The organism is Peribacillus sp. YIM B13472 (assembly GCF_042788005.1).
Classification (GTDB): domain Bacteria; phylum Bacillota; class Bacilli; order Bacillales; family DSM-1321; genus Peribacillus; species Peribacillus simplex_E.
Genome location: NZ_JBHZPG010000028.1, coordinates 1 through 18,582, shown reverse-complemented (window position 1 = coordinate 18,582; position 18,582 = coordinate 1). Strand labels below are relative to the sequence as shown.

The window sequence follows — 18,582 nt, the reverse complement described above, 5'->3', positions numbered from 1 at the left end:
CCTATCATTTTGTTAACGCTTTCAATTTTTAGATTATTTTAAGTTTATGATCAGCCTACCGGAACCTACTGAAACCTACTGATATTTACAAGTGATAGAAAAAAATAATAATTTCAGTTAAAACCCCTCTCTCATTTTTACCATTTCGTGTGTTATGTTTTTATAAAGTGACTGGGGAGGGACCATATTGAAAGAGAGAATAAGGATATTATTATTGATTATGATTGCGGTGCCTCTTGCGGGTGAATTCAAGTTTTATCCATTCGACGATACATTCAGAGTCAGTTTGGGAACCCCCGTCTTTTTCTTGTTTTTGCTATGGGGGAGGGGAATCCATCCGATTATTGCAGGCATTTTAACGGGGATGAGTGTGTTTGTTTTTCGTTTTTCACTGGCTGTCGGAATACGTGACATATCTGTTGAGGAAGCGATGTACCTTCATTTCCCCGCCTTTTTCTATTACTTCATCTACGCGTTCGCATTTCATAGGACGAAATTGAACGAACGGCACGATCAGCCGTTTATGATCGGGCTTTTAGGGGTATTGATCGAGCTTTCTGCAGGTGTATCGGAATTGGCGATCCGTTCCTTCTTGGCCAATCAGGACACACCCTTGCTAGCCATTGACCAACTCGTTTTAATCGCCTTTATTCGAAGCTTTTTCGTTCTCGGCTTTTTTAATATATTAAAGCTGAGAGAAGCAAGATTCGCAGAAAAAGAGCAGCGCATGCAAAAGGAACAAATGCTGCTTTTCATTTCAAGTTTGTATGAAGAAACGGTTCAACTGAAGAAAACGATGCAAAATGCGGAAGAAATCACCCGCACATGTTATGACTTTTACCGTCGATTAAAATCAGAGGGCACTAATGGAAGCGATGCGCAAACGGCCCTGCAGATTGCCGGTCTCGTGCATGAAATCAAAAAAGATAACCAGCGGATTTATGCGGGGCTGTCGGAACTCATGTCTTCCGAAAACCTGCAGGAATACATGAATATCGAAGAGCTTGGTAACATCATGATCGTATCCAATAGACGATATGCGGAGTCCCTTCGCAAAGATATTTCATTTTCCTTTCATATAGATGGTGACCATCCACCCTGCCATGTATTTATGGTATTATCATTAATAAATAATTTATTGGCCAATGCAGTGGAAGCCATTAAAGAAGAGGGATACGTATCATTGCATGTGAAAAGAAAAGGTCAATTCACGGAGTTTTGCATCAGTGACAATGGCCCCGGTATTGCACCGAAGCAGAAGGAAGTCATTTTTACAGCAGGATATACAAAGAAATTCGATGAGGCGGGAAACCCTTCGACAGGAATCGGGTTATCGTATGTGAAACAAACTGTTGAAAAATTTGGAGGACAAATCAGGTTAATGGATAACTATAAAGAAACCGTATTCATCGTAGAACTTCCGATTGATGCGATTATGGAGAAAGGGTTAACGAGATGAATTATTTCATTATAGATGACGATCCTGCCATTCGAGGAATGCTGACAGAGATGATTGAAGACGAAGATTTAGGAAAAGTTGTGGGAGAAGCAGAAGACGGATCGTTAGTGAATAATGGCTTACTGTCTTTTAAAAAAGCAGACATTGTCCTAATTGATTTGCTCATGCCAATTAGGGACGGAATTGAAACGATCAGGGCTCTTGCTGATGGATTTCAAGGAAAGTTTGTGATGATTTCGCAAGTGGAATCGAAAGAACTGATTGGAGAGGCGTATAGAATAGGGGCGGAATACTACATTACAAAACCGCTGAACCAAGTTGAAATTTCATGCATATTAAACAAAGTGAACGAGCGAATACTGGTGGATCAATCGATCCAGGGCATTCAAAAATCGTTGAACGTGTTTACGGGCCGACCGAAGTCTTCGAAAGCGTCCTCCTCTCATACAAAAAATATTATCGAAGCCGGACGTTCCTTAATTTCCGATTTAGGTATGATTGGCGAAGGGGGAAGCGAGGATTTACTAAACATTTTAGAATTCCTCCAAAATGAAAAGAAAAGACTCGGATCCGCCTACACGTTTCCATATTTAAAGGAAATTTTTGCTGCGATTGCTGCTGAAAAGCTGGGAGATCAAGTGAAAGAGGCCGAAATTCAGAAAGAAATGAAAGCTTCTGAGCAGCGTGTCCGCCGCGCTCTTAACCAGGCCCTCATCCATATCGCTTCATTAGGATTGACGGATTATATGAATCCGAAATTCGAAGCCTATTCATCCACATTTTTTGATTTCTCGGAAGTCCGCAAAAAAATGCTGGAGCTAGAAGACAAAAGCAAAAAAGTAAGCAGCCAGAGCCGTAATAACATGAAAAAGTTTATCCAAGTGCTGTTTATGGAAGCAAGACAGATGATGAAATAATAAACCGGAAACACAAGTTGAATAGATTGAAAATTCACAAAAACATTTTCATATTTTTCAATGGAAGAAACAAAAAGACAAATCCGTTTATATGGATTTGTCTTTTTGTTTCTTCGTTTTTAATAGTTGATTAGTTCCATCGCTCTAACTTTGGGATGCCTCTAGTGAAAAACTTAGCCATAAATTTAGGCATATTCATATTTTCCATCATATGATTTTGAACAACTTTTTGCATTTCCATCGCAGTAATGTTTTGAGTGAAGTCACCATTTATATAACAATGACTGCAATATATAGTGCTTTTACTACCATCTTTTTCAGTTCCTCCACCTAATTCATCTTTAGATAGCGGCATTCCACAACTTTGACATGATTTAAATTTTTTCATGATAAATTCTCCTGCAAAAAGTTTTATTCTAAACATTATCTAACAAACAAAATTAAGTCAAGACAATATGAAGCGCATGTCATCGAAACGACGAATCAACCGTTAATGTGGGTGTTGCCGTTATGAAAGGCAGGACTAGCGAAGCTTTAGGCATTCAAATAATCATAAAAATAACCAGTCAAGCTACTTACTCAACTGGTTATGGCTATATATGTTAAATTAGAGTTTAAAATGACGATTTATTATGGCAACTGTTGTGCAATATACATTGATATAATTCTGAAAATGTGATAAATTAATATAGAAACACATTTATCAATATACAATAACAGTTTACCCCTTACTATAAGTATAAGGTAAAACTCACCTCTAGTCAACCCCTATTTTTATTTTTTGAAGGAGTGTCTGATATGAACGATGAAATTCGGCAGGAGCAAGAACGTTTGGATGAGGTGATGGAAACAATTACGAAACAAATCAGCAAAATTGAAGGAGAAACTTCAAAGCGTAGAAATGAAGTTGTTAATATCCGTAAACACTTTTGGGATGACCTCAAGGTTAATATGGATACTTTCGATGATTACCTCGAGACCATCATTGGCTTAAGGCAACAGGCTCAAGCCTTGTCAGAGCGCGAAGGCGCACATAGATATTCCTTCAAGAGGTTAGCTACACTGCGCCGCATGCAGGAAGTACCTTATTTCGGGCGGATCGATATCACTGAAGAAGGGTCCGAACTTACGGAACATATTTATATTGGGACCTCCACTCTTACTGATAAAACAGGAGAAAACTTCATTGTCTACGATTGGAGGGCTCCGATTTCGAGTGTTTATTATGACTATCCTCCCGGTCCCGTCGAATACTCTACTCCAGGAGGCATGATTTCCGGGATGTTGGAGAAAAAGTGGCAATATATCATCAAGGGAGGCGTTATCGAATCAATGTTCGATACGAGTCTCACCATTGGAGATGAGATACTGCAGCAGGTGCTTGGCAAGGGAACAGATAAGCATATGCACAGTATAGTGGCCACCATTCAACGGGAGCAAAATAGGATCATCCGGAACGATCGCGGACGTCTGCTCATTGTTCAAGGTGCCGCTGGCAGCGGCAAGACATCAGCTGCCCTCCAACGGATCGCTTACTTGCTTTATAAGAATCGCGAAAGGCTAAAAGCCGACCAAATCATACTATTCTCTCCTAACTCAATGTTTAATAACTACGTATCCAGTGTGTTACCCGAACTTGGCGAAGAGAATATGCAGCAGGTAACATTCCAGGAATACTTGGACCATCGTCTGACTGACTCGTTTCAAGTTGAGGATTCTTATGAGCAATTGGAATTTTTATTGACTGCAGCGGATGATCCTTCCTATAGCACTAGGACAGCGAGCATTCAATTTAAAGCATCAATTCGCTTCTTTGAGATAATCAAAGCATACAGACAATCACTAGAACGATCTGGAATGATCTTTAGAGGGTTAAAGTTCCGAGGGGAAACGCTCGTCTCCGCCAAACAAATCTCAGAAAGATTTTATAACACAGACACCACACTACGTTTTCACAATAGGGTTGAAAAATTGAAAGAGTGGTTATGTGAGATGCTTGATGAAACGGAAAAGTCTGAGTTGAAAAAACCTTGGGTCCAGGAGGAAATCGAGTACCTTAGCAAAGAAGACTATCAAAAGGTATACACCTACTTAGAGAAAAAACGCGGCCATACTGAAGATTCCTTTGACGATCATGAGAAAGAGCATAAAATTCTCACGCGTATGATTGTTCGCAAGAAATTGAAGACGTTACGCAAACGGGTAAAATCACTTCAGTTTATCAATATTAAGCAAATATACAAGCAGCTTTTTGACGAACAAACACGGATCGAACTGTGGAATGAGGGTGAAACACCTGTCGAAAGGGAAATATGTTTATCAACGCAAAAAATGCTGGACGAAGGCAAACTGCATTACGAAGACGCGACTCCATTTTTGCTGCTGAAGGAGCTAATTGTAGGTTTTCAGACGAATACCTCTATAAAATACGTGCTTGTAGACGAAGCACAAGATTACTCTCCATTTCAATTCGAGTTTTTGAAACGGTTATTTCCTTCTGCAAGGATGACCGTGCTCGGTGACTTTAACCAGGCTATATTTGCTCATGCCAGCGAACGGGTGGATTTTCAGACTCTTACCAGTTTATACGGAGTTAGTGAAACCGAGAGCATAACCTTGGATCAAAGCTACAGATCCACAAAGCAGATTATAGAATTTACACGTGAACTAGTTCCTGAAGGCCATCGAATTAAGGCATTCGACCGTGAAGGCGAGAAGCCTGTACTGACTCAAGTGTCCAGCCGTGATGAATTGCACCGCAAAATCATGTCTAAAGTCAAAGACTTTCAAAGTCGTGAGTATAATACCATCGCAATAATATGTAAATCCGCTGCCGAAAGTGCCGCTGCATACGATGCCCTTAGTATCCTCGGGGAAATTAAACTCGTACAGAAAGGCACAAATGAATATGAACAGGGTGTTGTCGTTATTCCGGCTTATTTGGCCAAGGGCATCGAATTCGATGCTGTCATCATTTATGATGCATCTGTGCAAACATACGGTGATGAGAGCCTGCGAAGATTGTTCTACACCGCATGTACCAGGGCTATGCATAACTTGCAGATCTATACGGTTGGCGAACCCAGTCCTTTCTTGCAAAACGATGCAACGAAGCATTTACTTCTGACATAATAGTGCTTCCTTTTTTCTCCTTTAATTTTATTGTTCTTTTATCAAATACTATAAAGAATCTTTAGAAAAGGAGGAGATGAATTGACTAACGAGAAAGAAAACAGATCCGTAAGACTTGATCAGGCAGAAACGGGAGAAAGTCATGCGACTGGTGAATCAACAATTGAAACAGTCAATGATGGTCATTATCATTATCCAGGGCCCGTGGAAGAAGGCTATAGTGGAAATACAGGAAGAGCAGTACAGCCTGCCGGAAAAGAAAATCGCAATATTCCTCAGAACAAAGACACATTTAATTACACTCGTATTTTAAAGTAGATTCTTCCAACAAACAGCTTTTTTGAAACCTGTGTAGACTTTGGTTCTATGCAGGTTTTTTATTGGGGTGACCTTTATAGAAACGACCTCGTTTTTAATTTATAACAGTTCGGACATAATATACTTGGAGGTGAAGGAAATGAGTAAAAAGACAGGAAGAGGTCGCATCGCACCAAGTGTTAACCCGCAGGGACATGGAAAAGATGTGGAATTCTCCACTGAGCCAAAAAGCGAGCTTGAAAACAAGGCAAAAAAGTCCAATACAAAATAAGCGCATTGGGCAAAAATATGGTCATACTTCATAAAGAATGCCCTTCTCTTAGACGAGAGGGGCTTTTATAATCTATAAGAAGGCTCAATCTGTATGGGATTGTAAAGATCTCCAACACTAAGCCCACGATTTTTGTCGAAGAATCATACGTTTTTGGAGCAGTGGAATGTGAAAGAATGGCAGATGGAGCTGCCTTTTAAAAAAACGCCAAATACATTTGTCGCTGTGCTAATATGAAAGACTGAGCTTAATAAAATGGAGAGGAGTTACAAATGAAAATAAATCGATTAATAGCGAACAATATAAGCCATTTAGATTCATCACTGCCAGACGATCAATCATTAGGAATTGCTGGTTTATCCGGTTCCGGGAAAACGACTTTTTGTCAAACCATTGGCGAAGAATCCAAGAAGCGTCTCGTTTCCTTATTGCCGAAGTCTGAATATCAATATTTATTTCCTGATATTATGGAAACCAACTTCAGCGCCATCAAGATGGAAGAAATGCCGCTTGTCCTTTTTCTCGGCAAATCATCCATTTCAGCCAATCCCCGTTCAACCATTGGCACACATACTGGTGTGTTTAAAGAGATTCGTGTTTGTCTTGCTGAAAAATTCAATCTTTCTCCGGAAGTTTTTTCCTTTAATAATGCCTTAGGCTGGTGTCCCAGCTGTAAAGGACGCGGTACGACGAAAAATGTCGAGTGTCCGAATTGTGAGGGGAAACGCTACAATCAAGACGTCGAGCAATATACCATTGAATTATTAGATCGCCCGCATACTATATCCGATATCAACAACTTAAGCATCGAAACGATCCTTTCACTCGCAGAGACATTACATATCAGTGAAGCTAAACAGCATATCCTCCAAAATATAATCAATATGAATATTGGCTATTTAGGCTTGAACCGTATTATGGGGACAGTGTCAGGGGGAGAATTAACCCGGCTATATTTGGCTGAATTCATGGCAACAAGTGAAAATACCGTCATCATCATTGATGAGATCTCCGTCGGTCTTGATCATCAAACCCTTTTAAAAATTTTGGAGCAGATTGAGCAATTAGGTTATAAAAATCAAATTTGGCTCATTGATCATTCAGACACGGTGTTAGATAGCACAAATGAACAATTGTTCTTTGGACCTGGCAGCGGGAAATATGGCGGGAAAATCGTTGAGGAATCACCTCGTCCCAAACCAATCAGCTGGGAACGAAATGAAGCAGCGCCAACGGAATACTATCAATTTCAGGATCTTTACTGCCGTAATATTCAAATGGAGGAAATCCGGATTCCAAAGAATAGGCTCGTTACCTTTACGGGTGAGTCGGGATGCGGTAAATCTACACTTGTCAATGAATGTATCTCCAAGGATTTTCAGAAGCGGTATCCAAAGGATAAGCTGGTCATGGTCGGGCAGGACCGAAACAAATCGATTACCAGTCGATCAACCGTTGCGACGTTTCTTGATATTAAAAAGAAACTTACCAAATACAGTGATGAAATTGATGATATTTTTCTGCGTTCGATTGAAGACATCATCGAAGAATTGCCAAAGGAAGACATCGCTCATAAACGCTTGAGTTTATTGATCAAACTTGGGCTTGGTTATTTGACGTTAGAAAGAAAAACACAAACACTTTCAACAGGTGAATTTCAATGTGTCCACTTAGTTTCCGAGCTGTTCGCGAAGACACGAAACCCACACACGCTGTTCATTTTTGACGAGCCTTCAAAAGGGTTATCGCAAAATATTTTAAACCAATTCATCGATAGCGTCAGGGTCATCCTGGAGGATGAATCCGTCTCCATCATCATGATTGAGCATAATGGTTATATGCTCGAAAGCTCGGATTATATCGTTGATTTTGGTAAAAGGCAGCTTGCACCTGTCCAGCATCTTGACGTTGTCAGCCATGATGAGCATTATCGTCAAAAAGACAGTGGGAATCGAGTGGAGCCATTGCATATCTCTTCTACACTTCGGTCAAAAAATGGTATCAATTATTTACAGGAAAATCATTTGGACTATTTCAAAAAGGCAGAGAACGTCTATAAGGGCGGCATTTTAAAAAGCTTATCACCGATTGCTCGTGTGATTTATGGTGAGTACGAGTCCGACACGATTGCACCTGTGATCGCCATCGATCTTGAACGGCACTTGTACAGCCAATATACGTTTCTTTATGAATTGGGCGGAATGATCAACCATATAGTGGCTGCACATCCGACCAATAAGGATACAAGAAGCTTCGATTTCTATTCTGCAGAAAATCATTGTCCAAGCTGTTCGGGACGCCGGGTCATTGAAAAATTCGATTTCGATGTAGTCATACAAGACAAAAACGTGCCATTCTGGGATGGTTTATTACATCCGGATGTGATGGAAGTATTAAAATATTATCAACATTCAAAACTGCAATTCCTGTTTGATGAGATCAAGAATGAACTCGGTCACGACATTAGTAAAAGCTATAATGAGATGACAGATGCCGAAAAGCATACCTTCTTATATGGATATTGGGAAAAGTCCTTTTACGATAAAGCAGGCAAGGCATCGCGAATTTGGGAAGGGTTCAATTTCATCATTGGGCGTTATATCTTCGTATCGAAATCAATCATTAAAGAGCAGATGAAAGAAACAAAAGAGGTGATCGACTGTCCAGTCTGTCAAGGAACGGTTCTCAAACATCATAAAAAGCTGATGTTTGGTGATACGGACATTCGCGAGATCATCCAACAGCCAATTGATCAAGTCATCAAAATTGTAGGAAAGCTGCCGGAACTGGAAAAACTAAAAGCGATTGTGGGCGGCGATATCGCACTTACTGATGATGTCTCATTCCTTCCTCGGGAAACAAAAGCAGCGTTGAAAATGCTCGAACTGGAACTGGCAAGCTTTGTCGGCTATGAAGTGGTCTTACAAAATACCCTGCCATTCTGGGGCAGCATTAAAGGCAATATCGAAGCAATCAGCAGCAAAAACCAGATCACCATCTGTGACTTTGCCGATATTAACGAAACAAGAGAAACCATTATTGATAAAAACTTCACCAATGGCAAATACAAAAAACTAACCTATGTCTATGAAACATTTGGCTACAAAAAAATCGTTACCCAAATCAACAAAATTAAAGCAAGTCATAAATGCCCATTCTGTAATGGAAAAAAAGTCATTTCAGAAGATAACCTCCATGACGGCGTATATAAATTAACGATACCGTGTGTGAGTTGTCATGCCAGTGGCATCAATGATGAAGGACGTAAAGCAATCGTCGAAGACATCGACGTACAGACCTGGCTGACAGGGAAAGTAAGCGATGTTGTGGCTGAAAGTGAACGTACCGAGGCCGTTGCCGATATCCCTATTTTCGCCCGGATTCGTGAATTGAACAAACGAGATATGATGGCGGTTTATCAATGCCTTGAACAGAAAAATAAATAATGACAGCACTCTATTGCAAAAAGTCCGCCGTTAGAAATGAAAGAGTAATCAAATGGATGCCTCCATTTTACGAATCTAAATGTTAAAACAAAGTTGATTGGAACGGAAGGTGCGAGACTCCTGCGGGAAAAGCGTGTCCAAGGGAGACCCCGCAGGCGCGGAGCGCCGAGGAGGCTCCCGGACCGCCCGCGGAAAGCGAGTGCCTGGAGTGGAAATCAACGGTTAAAGTTTACTGTAGACAAACTTAAATATTATAGAGTTTGTCTACAAATTAAAAGTCCGCCTTAAATGGCGGACTTTTTTTATTATTTTACAGAATAACCCTCTTGATAAACGGGAAGTGTTACTGAAATCGTTGTTCCCTTATTCAAAAGGCTAGTTATATGAAGTGTGCCATTCATCGTTTGGATGGTCCTAACAGCTACCATTGATCCCAACCCTGTCCCTTTTTCCTTGGAACTGTAATAAGGTTCGCCAAAACGATTTATTTGTTCTTTGTTCATGCCTATTCCATTGTCACTTATTTCGATAATGATGTCGAAATTATTTATATAAGAAACAATACTAAGTTCCCCGCCGTCTGGCATGGCCTCTATCCCATTTTTAATCAGGTTCAGGAAGCATTGCTTGAAATGTTGAACATTTCCCCGGGTAATGCCTGGAGCCAACTGTTCAGATATAGTAACTAAATTCATGCTGGCCAATGGTTTTATCATTTCAAGTACATATCCTATTTCACGGTTAATTGAAATAGGATCCACTTTTTCAATTGCAGGTTTTGCAAAAGCTAAATATTCACTAATAATGGATTCTGCACTATTAAGCTCTCTAACAACATGCTCTATATATTGTTCTTTTACTTCTTGAGTAAGATCAGGGGCCTTTAGCAGTTGGACAAATCCTTTCACAACTGTTAAAGGATTTCTAACTTCATGTGAAATGCTAGCCGCAAGCTGACTGACTACCTCCATTTTTTCAAGCCTTATCATTTGTGTTCGGATTAAAATGGCATCTTTTAAAATTTCTATGATATATACAGCCAAAGCGATAATGAAAGGAGGGAGGATAATAAAGTAAAATACATACGCCTCCGTTATTCGAAAATAATCAGACATAACGAGTGAAATAAAGCTGGTCAGTATTCCTAGAAACAAAATTAATAGGATGGAGCTATTTAGCTTATTTTTTCTATTAAAATTTTTGAATTTGGAAGAAAATAGAGCCGTTATAATAAATATAACGATATATACAATTAACGTAAGTGAATTGAAACCATAAAAAGCAAACCTAAAAGTTAATATGATGACTAACATAGCAGCCCCTACAGGCCAACCACCATAAAGTGTCCCTATTATAAAAGGAATTTGCCTGAGATCGTGGACACAATATTCATCTATATAAATAGGAAACTTCATACATAATATAATAGGGATGCTCATGCATGCAGTAATAAGGGTCTTGCCATACTGACTTAACCTTTTGCCATGATCTAATAAAATGTAATAAATCAAAATACTTACTAAGATATAAAAGAGGTTATCTAATATGTTTTGATTAATATATATATAATTCATAGGATTCTCCTGAAAAAGTAACCGTTTCGTTTATTATACAAGAATAACGCTAAAAAAGAGAATCATAATAAAGTAATTTATTTACAGAAAGAAATTTAAATTCAAAAAAAGAGTTGGTTAAAGCCCCTCTAGGTATTTACCGATTTATCAGTTGGAAAGTTGGTTTTACATAATAAAGGAAATATAATATAGGTAGAGGTGATTTTCATTGAAAAAATGGACAAGAGAAATAGAAATAAACGCCCCTATTGAACAAGTTTGGAAGTTTCTTGATGGTTCTGTAGAAAATATGCAACAAATCATGCCTCAAGTAGTTGAACACAAGCCCGTTAAAATAACCGAAGAAGTGGTTGGGAGTGTATATCGCCAAAAGTATCGAGAAGGAAAACGAACAGAAGAGTATGATATAGAAACATTGGAATATTTGAATGAAACTAATGAGAAAAAGCTAAAAGTAGGCTTCATACTTGCTAAAATGTTTGAAATTACAGCTTTTTATGAACTAAATAAAATCAATGACAATAAGACTTCCTTTACATATACAGTCACCAGTCGCCCGTTAAAGTGGTTTTTGAAATTACTTTTATTATTTGCCACCGATAAAGTGGTCGTTGAATTTTTAGAACGTGTCAAGAAGGTAGCTGAAGCAGAAACGGGTAGGTAATGATTTTGTTAAGTCGATCTTCTGCATCGAAACAGCAACACAGATAGAAAATGATCCATCTTTTTTAAGATGGATTCTTTTTATTTGTCGTGAAATGTTGGGGTGTGAGGTGTTTTTGACTGAACTTACACCCCATTAAAACCTATATATATATTTCAAAGGCAATATCTGATTCATACGAACGAGATATGGTTAATGGAGATGCCTATTCCCGGGCACACTGGGTATCCTCAAAAGGTTACAAGGTAAACGCAGCATACGAATATTGTAAATGCTGCTGTCAATCAAGTCATCGCTGAACGTGGTACGGTGGATGTTCTAGTAAATAACGCAGGACTGCAATTCATCTCACCAGTGGAAGACCTCCTTGTAGAAAAAAGGGGCCTTGTAAATGGCGTAATTCTAAAAGGAGCATTCTTATTGACCAAACATGCACTGCCAGCCACGCAAAAATAAAGGACGCATCATCAATATTTCGTCTGAACACGGCAGAATCCTGGATACATACAAATCCTCCTATTGTGCCGCAAAATTTGGCCAAATTGGCTTTACGAAAGTAATCGCAAAATTAATAATTCAACCAAGGGATGGTTGAAAAAAAATAAAAGCATACGTTGATGATTTATACCATCGTATGCTTTAAATTTCATTCACTTTTAGTTAATCAAGGAATTCTAATTTTAATTATTAATATTCGTTAAAAAATTGCTGAATTTCTTTTGGATCATCTGTTTTAGTTAATGCAAGCATCGTCAAAATGCGTGCCTTTTGAGGATTAAGTGAGTCCGCTGTAACAAAATTATTTTCATCGTCAATCTTTTCTCTCGTAACAATACCATTTCCTACACGGCTAGAGCGAGTAATAATCACGCCTTTTTTGACAGCGTCTTTAGCACCCTCAAAAGCAGTATCAGAAGTTAAACCGTTTCCTTCACCTGCTATTATGATCCCTTTAGCTCCTGCTTCCACAGATGCATCGTAAAAATATCTACTATCATTTTGATAGCTATAAATAATGTCCACTTGAGGAAGTTTATCTAGTTTTGATACATCAAACACCGATTTGGTTGTATGTTTACGAGTGGGTTCATTGTAGAAAAATATTTTATCACCTGAGATTGCTCCTAAATAGCCTTGTTCCTCAGATTGGAATGTATCTGTCATGGTTGTATTGGTTTTTGTTATATAACGTGCAGAACCTATCCGGTCATTTAATGAGATTAAAACACCTTTGTTCTTAGCATCCTTACTAGCAGCAATTTTTACAGCATTATATAAGTTTAAAGGTCCATCTGCACTAATAGCTGTAGCCGGTCTCATTGATCCAACAACCACGACAGGTTTGTTGCTTTTTACGACCAGATTCAGAAAGTAAGCAGTTTCTTCTAAGGTATCTGTTCCATGCGTTACGACAATTCCATCAACGTCTTTAGATTTTAATAACTCATTAATTCGTTTTGCCAACTTTAATAAAGTTTTATTATCCATATTGTTACTGCCAATATTGGCGATTTGTTCACCACTCACATTTGCTACTTGTTTTAGTTCAGGAACAGCTTTAATTAGTGTTTCCACACCAAGTGCACCTGCTTGATAACCAGTTGTGTCAGTATTGGACGTAGCAGAACCTGCAATCGTTCCACCAGTAGCTAAAATTTTCACATTGTTTAACTTGGGATTTGTTGAAGTTGCTTCTACTTTCTCTTCTTTTGACTTACTATTTGCTGAGCTATGGATAGTGGCGATAGATCCAGAAAATAATAGTGTAACTGATAGAAACGTGATTCCTAGATATTTTCTAATGTTCATTTCTAGTTAGCTCCTTCTTTATTAAATTATGTATAATATATGAAAATACTATCATATTTAGATATTACTTACAATATATTATATGTTAGATTATCTTACATGATTTTGTTCTGTTGGAAAAACACTTACTAACCTGCACAGCAGAAGAACTTGCATTGATGGTCAGTATCGCTGGATATCATTACAGCGTCTCAAATTGTTTTAGGTGTATGTTAAAGTTGATTTCGTTTAGTAAAAAGACCCTTCAATTCTTGAATAAATATAGAAACTCTTCTAAAATAAATTTAGTCATAATTTTACAGTGAATAAAAATATTACATAGAAATGAATAAGAAAAGAAGTTGAAAGGACTTTCCATAATGTCTATGATTTACGAATCTCAAACACTAGTTTCGGCCATGCAAACACGTGTCGGACAATATAAGGACCTGAAAGAACAGCTCACTGAATTAAAAAAAGGATTTGAGAGTATCGTTCATTTGGATGATGAGCTGCAGGGGCAAGGCGCAGAGGCCATTAAAGGGTTTTACAAAGCACAGATCGATGTCGTGGATTCTTGGCTGCGTCTAATCAATCGGCATATTGCCTTTTTAAGTGGAATTCAAGGAGATACAATCGAAGCGAACCTTAGTGAAACCGTGGTTACGGTCCCTTTTTTAGAGGAAGAGCTGGAAAACGCCAGTCGAAATTCCAAGGAAATGGTCACAGCCCAGAAGAATGATCTGAAAAAAATATTCTCCGGAATTGATGATATCATTCAGTTAGAGCCCTTTTCCGATGATGCGTTCTTTGAAAATATGGAGAAAGCTGAAACAAAACGAACCGAAACGATAGACAAAGTAAACGAAATCGATCATAAGTGGACGGCTGAATATGCCAAATCCGAAGCGGACCAAGCGGCAGTGGCGGCACTCATGGAGCAATTGAAAGCATCCAGTACTAGGGGAGGAGAAGTATCCCCTCTCTATTTTAATGCGATAGCATATAAAAATAGTGAAGCCTATAAAAACCTAGAAGTTAGGAAAAAAGAGACCGCACAATATCTGAAGGTTAAGAAAGAGGAAGCGGAGAATCGCCGGATTAAAGACTTGAAGGCACAACTCGATCATGTAACAGATCCAGATGAGTTCCTCAAAATCGCCAAGCAGATCGGGTATGAAAACTTAGCGCCAACCCAGCAGCAATATGTTATGCAGCTAGAAGCATCCAAGCAAACGGCAGACATTGCAAAAGGTATCGGCGTAGGCCTGTATGATGTAGGTAAAGACTTTGTGACAGGAGTTTGGGACTTTGTCACAGATCCAGGGGAAACGGTTGAAGGCGTAGCAAATTCAATCATGCACCCGATAAAAACCTATGAATATATTTCAAAAGCAATATCTAATTCATATGAACGGGATATGGTAAATGGAGATGCCTATTCGCGGTCTCATTGGGTAACTTATGCCCTTGGAACAGTCGTCACATCAGTAGTCGGAACAAAAGGCGCAGGAGCCGTAACGAAGACTGGGGTAGCGACTACCAAAGCCGCTGCAGTAAAAGGTGCAACGAAGGCAAAAGAACTGGCCACTATCCCTAACCTATTGCCTTATAATCCTAAAAACCAACTGTCGTTGGCAGGTGGAGTACCTTATAATGTGGTTAATGGTGTGGGGTTAAAAGAACAGTTAATTTCGATGGCGAAAGTGGAGTGGACAGTTAATAAGGGTACGGGTAAGGGAGTAAGTGAAGCTAATTTAAAAAATATAGACGAGTTTATTAATGGAAGTAAGAACTTTGATAACGTTATAGATGACTATGCAAAAGTATATAAAGAACATGTGGAATCTAATAGACCATGGTCTTGGGATGATAATATTCCAGGTGGAGATAGTTTATCTTCATCTCAAAGAAGAAAGATAAAAGAAATGGCAATATCAAAAGGTCATATTCCAAAAATAACTGTAAATAAAGTAGAAGGTATGAGATATGGATTTGCTGATTTTGCAAGTGCGGATCTAGTTAAGGAAACAGTTCATCTGCCTGAAGAGTTTTGGAAGTTGTCAGATAAACACCAATTTAAATGGTTAGATGATCAAATTGGTGGAACTCAAAAGGGAATGACTTGGCATCATACCGAAGTGCCTGGTAAGATGGAATTAGTTCAATTTGGCATTCATAATATCACACCTCATAATGGTGGAAGAACAAAAGGTATGTGGGCAGATGCTCCAAGATAACATAAAATTGAGGAGGTATAAGTATTATGGAAATTAAAGATGGTTCTGTAATTTATCCAGTACCAGACGATACTTTGTTATCTGAGAAAGAAAGGAAATGGAGAATTAAATTACCTAGTGCATATAAAGAATTCATTAAAAAGAATAATGGAGCTGTTCCGATAAAAGATAGTTTCGTCTGTAATAATCATAGTTATGTTATAGATAGGTTTTTGTGTATACTAAAAGTGACTGGCCAAAGTGATGATGAATTTTATGATATTGGTGTTGTTAGAACCCAGTTAGAAGAGAGAATTGTTTCTGATGAAGATTTAGTAGGGGTAGAATTATTGCCAATAGCAGTTTTATTTGCAGGTGATTTTGTATGTTTAGACTACCGAGGGAATAACGAAGAACCTTCTGTTTGTGTTTGGAATCATGAAGAGTCTGCAGATTTAGAACCCGTGACTTATTTTGCGAGTAATAATTTTGAAGAGTTTCTAAAAATTCTAGCTGAATAATATGAGAAGCATTAGATTAGGGATTTGATTCTTGCATCTAATGCTTTTTATTTTAGTTTATTAATAAATTTTTAAAGTGTTTATAGAAAATATGATTTTATTTCAATTGCTAATGATCCAGGAGGAAATGAGATTCTATTAGGGATTAGTGGAGAGTATCAGGGAAAGGTATATTTTTGGATTCATGATATAGAACCAGAGGACGAAATGGGGAATATGTTTATCCTCGCAGATAGTTTTGATGAGTTCTTAAATAACTTATATGTATCTGAATAATGATACTCATAGAGAGCTACATTTAACTGTTTAAGCAATCCTAGATTTTTTATCTTGGCTGAGTAAGCCTCAAAGCAAATCAAACTTAGTCTTGAATGATGAAGGAATCGAAGTCATTGGACGTGGTGTGAAAAGAGGCTATACAACTGTTGAAAATATGACAAATACTAGAATTATCTTGAAAAAGGATGGAGAAGGGAATTATATTCTAACTGGTTATCCAAATTAATACTAAAGGATGAGATGTTATGTTGTCTTCTAACAAACTAGAAGAACCTGTTTTTCAGTTCTTGGCTGGAACTTTTCATCAAGATATTGAATCTCCAGAAGAGGCATTAGAAGAATTATTAATAGAGGAAAGTAAAGAGTATCTGGAATCTGCTATTGTCTTTTTAACAGATTTTATTGGAAGGGAGTATTCAGATATCGAAAAGAATGAATACGTTCAATCTTGTGCAGATGGTGTGTACTTTCCCGCTCTTGGTTTAGAACCACTTCAGTGGCTCTACCAAGTAATTGAACAAATAAAAGAAGCTGTTAAAACAAATTAGACTTATGAGGAAAAACTTGATTTGCTAAAAGCCTTTCGAGGTTTTTCTGACAATATTTTAATGGTAACTAAACAGATATTAAACATAAAACATAAAGCGCAGATTCTCATATGACTATAAGAGAAGAGGGGTCTAAATAATGTTAGGAGATTCTTATCCACATCTGTTAAAACAATGGCACCCTACACTTAATACGGATATATGCATAGATTCAGTTACACCTGGATCAGGAAAAAAGGTCTGGTGGATTTGTAATAAAGGGCATGAGTGGGAGGCTGTAATCAGGACAAGAACAACAATAGGAGTAGGATGTCCATATTGTTCTAATCGTAAAGTTTGTATGGATAATTCATTAGCTACGATTGTACCTTCGCTGGCATTGCAATGGCATCCAACTAAAAATGGCACTCTTTCTCCGAATGATGTTGTGTATGGATCTACAAAGAACGTATGGTGGCAATGTGAAAGAGGTCATGAGTGGCGAGCGAAAGTCGAATATCGTTATCACAAAAAGTCAGGATGTCCTTTTTGTAATCTCGAAGATAACTCATTATTAACAAAACAACCATTCTTATGTAAGGAATGGCATCCTTCACGAAATTTTAATTTAACTCCAGCCAAGGTAACTCAATCATCGCAAAGAAAAGTGTGGTGGCTCTGCAAGGAGGGACATGAGTGGGCAGCAGTAATATCCAGTAGGAGTAGAGGACATGGGTGCCCATATTGTGCAGGAACTAAAAGAAATACCGTCCCATTAATTGATTCACACCCAGAAGCTGCTCAATTATGGGACGGTAATAAAAACAGTCCATTAACACTAAATGATGTAGATGCTTACTCTCAAAAAGTAGTATGGTGGAAATGTCCAGAAGGTCATGAATGGGAAAAAGAAATATATTATCAAGTAAATAAACCATGTAGTATCTGTAACTCATTGGCACATAAAAACCCAGAAACAGTTAAATATTGGGATGTATTTAAAAATAACCCGTTATCTCCATGGGAGATTAGTTACGGTAGCTCAACAGTTGTGTGGTGGAAGTGTAAAAAGGGACATGAATGGCAAGCATCAATCGCTGCAAGGAGGAACAAAAAATTTTGCCCCAAATGTAGAGGAGGAACATCCTTTGGAGAACAAGCTATTTTCTATTATTTAAAAAAATGTTTTTCGAAGGTGGAAAATAGATATAAGCATAACTCTGTTGAACTGGACTTATATATTCCATCTCTTAAAATTGGGATTGAATATGATGGAAAGTACTATCATAACTCAAACGCAGCAAAACATAGGGATAATACAAAGGTACAAGTTTTATCTAAAGACGGAATAAGGTTAATTCGTCTAAGAGAAAGAGGTTTACCCTCATTGTGGATTTGAGTCAATATTTTGGACACTAAAAAGTTAAATCTTAAGCTGTATTCCTAATTCGATCTTCAATGGCCTGT

General features: G+C 38.1%; 16 protein-coding genes and 2 pseudogenes. 15 read left to right on the top strand and 3 right to left on the bottom strand.

The window, feature by feature from the left end; all coding sequences use genetic code 11:
• The first annotated feature begins 187 nt into the window (after nt 1–187).
• Both ACFX4I_RS19030 and ACFX4I_RS19025 read left to right on the top strand, forming a co-directional pair.
• Nucleotides 188–1,459, top strand: a complete 1,272-nt coding sequence (locus ACFX4I_RS19030; protein WP_377422321.1) for an ATP-binding protein — start codon at nt 188–190, stop codon at nt 1,457–1,459.
• Nucleotides 1,456–2,376: a response regulator gene (locus ACFX4I_RS19025; protein ID WP_377422319.1), complete on the top strand. Its 921-nt coding sequence runs from the start codon at nt 1,456–1,458 to the stop codon at nt 2,374–2,376. The genes ACFX4I_RS19030 and ACFX4I_RS19025 overlap by 4 nt, the downstream gene beginning before the upstream one ends.
• Before the next feature lie 130 nt (nt 2,377–2,506).
• Here the strand turns inward: ACFX4I_RS19025 and ACFX4I_RS19020 are convergent, their stop codons facing one another.
• Nucleotides 2,507–2,764 carry a zinc ribbon domain-containing protein gene (locus ACFX4I_RS19020; protein WP_377422317.1) on the bottom strand — a complete coding sequence of 86 codons (258 nt, stop codon included), beginning with the start codon at nt 2,762–2,764 and terminating at the stop codon, nt 2,507–2,509.
• 410 nt (nt 2,765–3,174) lie between these two features.
• On the opposite strand from ACFX4I_RS19020, the gene helD reads away from it, so the two are divergent.
• The 4 genes from helD (at nt 3,175) to ACFX4I_RS19000 (ending at nt 9,543) form a co-directional block, all read left to right on the top strand.
• Nucleotides 3,175–5,508 carry an RNA polymerase recycling motor HelD gene (helD, locus tag ACFX4I_RS19015; protein WP_377422315.1) on the top strand — a complete coding sequence of 778 codons (2,334 nt, stop codon included), beginning with the start codon at nt 3,175–3,177 and terminating at the stop codon, nt 5,506–5,508.
• 81 nt (nt 5,509–5,589) lie between these two features.
• Entirely contained in the window at nt 5,590–5,826 is a 237-nt protein-coding gene (locus tag ACFX4I_RS19010) for a hypothetical protein (protein ID WP_230300851.1), read from the top strand.
• A 139-nt stretch (nt 5,827–5,965) separates the two neighbouring features.
• Entirely contained in the window at nt 5,966–6,097 is a 132-nt protein-coding gene (sspL, locus tag ACFX4I_RS19005; RefSeq protein WP_061464729.1) for a small, acid-soluble spore protein L, read from the top strand.
• A 272-nt stretch (nt 6,098–6,369) separates the two neighbouring features.
• Nucleotides 6,370–9,543 (top strand): ATP-binding cassette domain-containing protein, encoded by a 3,174-nt coding sequence (locus ACFX4I_RS19000; RefSeq protein WP_377422312.1) that lies wholly within the window; start codon nt 6,370–6,372, stop codon nt 9,541–9,543.
• A gap of 305 nt (nt 9,544–9,848) precedes the next feature.
• Here the strand turns inward: ACFX4I_RS19000 and ACFX4I_RS18995 are convergent, their stop codons facing one another.
• Nucleotides 9,849–11,117 (bottom strand): ATP-binding protein, encoded by a 1,269-nt coding sequence (locus tag ACFX4I_RS18995; RefSeq protein ID WP_377422310.1) that lies wholly within the window; start codon nt 11,115–11,117, stop codon nt 9,849–9,851.
• Nucleotides 11,118–11,325: 208 nt separating this feature from the next.
• Here ACFX4I_RS18995 and ACFX4I_RS18990 point away from each other — a divergent pair, with 208 nt between their 5' ends.
• The 3 genes and pseudogenes from ACFX4I_RS18990 (at nt 11,326) to ACFX4I_RS18980 (ending at nt 12,376) form a co-directional block, all read left to right on the top strand.
• On the top strand, nt 11,326–11,781 hold the full coding sequence (locus tag ACFX4I_RS18990) for an SRPBCC family protein (RefSeq protein WP_377422308.1): 456 nt from the start codon (nt 11,326–11,328) through the stop codon (nt 11,779–11,781).
• 128 nt (nt 11,782–11,909) lie between these two features.
• Nucleotides 11,910–12,011: pseudogene (locus ACFX4I_RS18985) on the top strand (hypothetical protein); the annotation flags it as partial.
• 79 nt (nt 12,012–12,090) lie between these two features.
• Nucleotides 12,091–12,376: pseudogene (locus ACFX4I_RS18980) on the top strand (SDR family NAD(P)-dependent oxidoreductase).
• Nucleotides 12,377–12,468: 92 nt separating this feature from the next.
• Here the strand turns inward: ACFX4I_RS18980 and ACFX4I_RS18975 are convergent.
• Complete coding sequence (locus tag ACFX4I_RS18975) at nt 12,469–13,590, bottom strand: type II asparaginase (RefSeq protein ID WP_377422306.1); 1,122 nt, start codon at nt 13,588–13,590, stop codon at nt 12,469–12,471.
• Nucleotides 13,591–13,949: 359 nt separating this feature from the next.
• On the opposite strand from ACFX4I_RS18975, the gene ACFX4I_RS18970 reads away from it, so the two are divergent.
• From ACFX4I_RS18970 to ACFX4I_RS18945, 6 genes are all read left to right on the top strand, one after another.
• Nucleotides 13,950–15,809, top strand: coding sequence for a T7SS effector LXG polymorphic toxin (locus ACFX4I_RS18970; protein ID WP_377422304.1), 1,860 nt, complete (start codon nt 13,950–13,952; stop codon nt 15,807–15,809).
• 26 nt (nt 15,810–15,835) lie between these two features.
• Nucleotides 15,836–16,309, top strand: a complete 474-nt coding sequence (locus tag ACFX4I_RS18965) for an SMI1/KNR4 family protein (RefSeq protein WP_214744873.1) — start codon at nt 15,836–15,838, stop codon at nt 16,307–16,309.
• A gap of 99 nt (nt 16,310–16,408) precedes the next feature.
• Nucleotides 16,409–16,585, top strand: a complete 177-nt coding sequence (locus ACFX4I_RS18960; protein WP_377422398.1) for an SMI1/KNR4 family protein — start codon at nt 16,409–16,411, stop codon at nt 16,583–16,585.
• A 37-nt stretch (nt 16,586–16,622) separates the two neighbouring features.
• Nucleotides 16,623–16,814 carry an RNase A-like domain-containing protein gene (locus tag ACFX4I_RS18955; RefSeq protein ID WP_377422396.1) on the top strand — a complete coding sequence of 64 codons (192 nt, stop codon included), beginning with the start codon at nt 16,623–16,625 and terminating at the stop codon, nt 16,812–16,814.
• 19 nt (nt 16,815–16,833) lie between these two features.
• Entirely contained in the window at nt 16,834–17,136 is a 303-nt protein-coding gene (locus tag ACFX4I_RS18950) for a contact-dependent growth inhibition system immunity protein (RefSeq protein ID WP_377422302.1), read from the top strand.
• Nucleotides 17,137–17,275: 139 nt separating this feature from the next.
• Nucleotides 17,276–18,514: a zinc-ribbon domain-containing protein gene (locus ACFX4I_RS18945; RefSeq protein WP_377422300.1), complete on the top strand. Its 1,239-nt coding sequence runs from the start codon at nt 17,276–17,278 to the stop codon at nt 18,512–18,514.
• Nucleotides 18,515–18,582 lie beyond the last annotated feature (68 nt).